Source organism: Candidatus Hakubella thermalkaliphila (assembly GCF_013281975.1).
Lineage (GTDB): Bacteria > Actinomycetota > Humimicrobiia > Hakubellales > Hakubellaceae > Hakubella > Hakubella thermalkaliphila.
The window spans coordinates 1-1,295 of record NZ_BLRZ01000258.1; the positions used below are offsets into that span (position 1 = coordinate 1).

The 1,295-nt window shown below is 39.6% G+C and carries 2 protein-coding genes; one reads left to right on the plus strand and one right to left on the minus strand.

Going from position 1 to position 1,295, the window contains the following annotated elements; translation table 11 throughout:
* The first annotated feature begins 226 nt into the window (after nt 1–226).
* Entirely contained in the window at nt 227–811 is a 585-nt protein-coding gene (locus tag HW443_RS11350) for a hypothetical protein (RefSeq protein WP_176238238.1), read from the plus strand.
* Here HW443_RS11350 and HW443_RS11355 read toward each other — a convergent pair.
* Nucleotides 721–1,295, minus strand: a 575-nt coding sequence (locus HW443_RS11355; RefSeq protein WP_176238239.1) for a hypothetical protein, incomplete at its 5' end; no start/stop codon positions are given. The two genes, HW443_RS11350 and HW443_RS11355, sit on opposite strands and share 91 nt — an antisense overlap.

Sequence of the window (1,295 nt, forward strand, 5' to 3'; positions counted from 1 at the left end):
ATGTGTCGCAACATATATGTAGCAGACACGATGTGTCACAGAAGTGTCAAAAAACCTAGAGAGACAAGGGCTAGAGCTGTATCACATAATGTTTCACAACTTGTACGTCCGAATTAAAGAAGAATCTATCTAAGCAGTTGGAGTGCTGGTAAATTAGGAAAAACCGGAGGTAATAAGGTTGTACGCCGCTGAATTGCACGGCAAAGTTCCTTCAGGCATTACTAGAATGGAAGACATTTTGGCTTCCAATGTCTTTTCCTTTTTCAAATATGCAAACCGGGAGATTTTCCTCAAAGGATATCTGGACAGATTGGGTTTTAAGATTTCCAGCCAGGAAGCCATAGAAGCAGAGCTCATCTTCTGGCCGCGCTACGAGGAGAAAACAGAACCAGATCTGGTTATACTGACCGGAAATTATTATCTGCTTATAGAAGCAAAATACCTTTCCGACTTCGGAGGAGAAACGGAAAAGACTAAAGCCCAGTTGACCAGAGAAATTGAAGGAGGCATGTTGGAGGCGCGAAATTATAACAAAAACTTTAGACTCATTGCTATTACCGCCGATTATATTTACAAAAAGAATAAGTTTAAATCCGTCCCCGAGTGTTTTTCCCATTACTTAACATGGACCAACTGGCAACAAGTCTCTTCTTTTTTGAATGACATCCTTAATAACAACTTAAATTTAACAAGGCATGAGCGCGAGTTTGCCCTGGATCTTTACAAGTTGCTGGACAGGAAAAACTTGCGCTGGTTTAAGGGGTTTTCTATCTTGAATTCCTCTTTCTCTTTTTTATCCAATTTGCGATAAAGCTCAAGCGATGGTTTGATAATCTTGTCATACAGGGTTTGACTATCATTAATGTCATATAAATTATTCTTGATTAGTTCACCTTGAAGCCTTACATATGCATCCTCGTAATCGATTTCCTGGGGTTTTTTGAAGATCTTATCGTCATTATATTCAATATATCCCATGATGCTTTCAAACTTATTGATCCCTTTGGCTTGAGGTTTTTTCTCAATGTTGTATAGAACTCCTAAATAAACAATTGGCTCATCAATGTTCTTATCATTGAGCACAATTCTCAGGTAAAGGACTTTTAAATCTTTATGCAGCTCCGTAATTGTCTGCCCGCGTTCGAGCTTTGTTTTTTCTTCCGAAACAAAAAACACGGCAAACTTTTTCAAAAGCCAAAGGCTAACGTTGTTGGACTCTAACCCTGTAGAACTCCTGGCGCTGATTCCGTAGCCGGCAGGCCTGCCAATAACAAACTTCTCATCCTCTTCCTGCA

What these genes read in the sequence shown, in the direction of transcription:
- HW443_RS11350 (WP_176238238.1), top strand. Translation starts at nt 227, where the DNA reads ATGGAAGACATTTTGGCTTCCAATGTCTTTTCCTTTTTCAAATATGCA.